The sequence below is a fragment of the Ornithinimicrobium sp. genome (assembly GCF_030537745.1).
Taxonomy (GTDB): domain Bacteria; phylum Actinomycetota; class Actinomycetes; order Actinomycetales; family Dermatophilaceae; genus Ornithinicoccus.
The window spans coordinates 41804-43348 of the sequence record NZ_JAUNVI010000026.1; the positions used below are offsets into that span (position 1 = coordinate 41804).

Annotated in this window: 1 protein-coding gene; it reads right to left on the minus strand. The window is 69.3% G+C overall.

The genetic code is table 11. The annotated features are described in order from the left end of the window. Positions 1 to 1508: thiamine pyrophosphate-dependent enzyme (locus Q4P07_RS07605; protein ID WP_303374306.1), on the minus strand; the 1508-nt coding region annotated here is incomplete at its 3' end. Positions 1509 to 1545: the final 37 nt, after the last annotated feature.

A 1545-nucleotide genomic window follows, 5' to 3' on the forward strand; every position in this document is an offset into this window, starting at 1 on the left:
CGCAGCAGCCCCGGCGCCTCCGCTGGCCCGGACGGGACGGCGACCACGATGCCGGGGATGTCGCGCAGGACGGTGAGGGAGTTGTCGTTGTGGAAATGGCCGCCGAAACCCAGCTGATAGGCGAGCCCGGCGATGCGGACGACCATCCCGTTGACGTACTGCCCAGCGGAGAAGAACGCCAACGTCGCCGCTTCTCCACGCAGCTGGTCCTCGGCGTTGTGCAGATAGGCGAGGTACTGGATCTCCGGGACCGGCAGCATCCCGACGAGCGCTGCGCCGAGGGCGGTGCCGAGGATGGTCTGCTCGTCCAAAAGGGTGTCGAGCACGCGCAACGGCCCGAAACGACCGAGCAACCCGCGGGTCACGCCGTAGACGCCACCCTTGGCCGCGACGTCCTCCCCCAGCACGATCGCCTCCTCCCGGCCGGCAAGCAGGTCCACGAGCGCCGCGTTGATCGACTCGGCCAAGGTCAGGTCTCCGGCCTCCTCGGGGAGCCCGTGGGGAAAGTACGTCGCCCGGCGTGCTGGATGCTCGGCGCGCAGCGCCGCGGCCCGGACCTGCACAGGGTGGTGTGCGGCGAGCGGTGCCATCACCTCAGCGGCATGGCTCATCCGGGTCATTGGGGCAAGATCGTCGACGGTATGACGAACGCGGACTCGGGCGCGTTCGTAGCGGTCGAGCAACTCGGCGCCATCCAAGATTCCTCGGCGGTGCAGGACGCGGGCCGTGGCGAGGAGGGGGTCACGCTCGAGGTCGGCCGAGATCTCGCCCGCGCTGCGGTAGGCCAACTCGACATCGCTGCCGGCATGACCCATGAAGCGCACCGTGCTCAGGTGCAGGACCACTGGTCGACGGCCGGTGCGGACGAGGTCGACCGCCTGCACGGCGGCGGCCAGGAGGCGCTCGGGATCGGCGCCGTCGACGGCCAGGTAGTGCATTCCCGGTCGGGAGCGGACGGAGGACTCGACCCAGCCGACGGGGGTGCGGACGCTGATGCCCAGCCCGTTGTCCTCGATGACGATCAGCAGGGGCACATTGATGTCGCGGTGAGCCAACCAGGATGCCGCGTTGAGAGCGCCCTGGGCCGTCGAGTGGTTCAGCGAGGCGTCACCCATGCTGGCCACGACGATGCTGCTGGGCGGAGAGGTGGGGGGCAGGTCGAGACGTCGTGCCCGGTCGTGGGCGAAGGCCATCCCGACGGCGCGAGGCAGGTGGGAAGCGATGGTTGAGGTCTGCGGGATGATGGCGAGCTTGTGGCTTCCCCATACCTTGTGCCGCCCGCCAGAGATCGGATCGTCAACGGACGCGGTGAGGCTGTGCACGATGTCGGAGACCGGATCGACGCCGCTGACCTGGGCGGCGCGGGCGCAGTAGAAGGCACCGGACCGGTAGTGCAGCAGCGCTGGGTCGGTGGGCGCTAGCGCCAGGGCAAGCGCAGCGTTGGCCTCGTGCCCGGCCGAGGCAATCGTGTAGAACCCCTCACCTTGCGCCTGCAGGTCACGCGCCACGAGATCCAGCTGACGAGAAAGCAACTGGGCGTCAAAG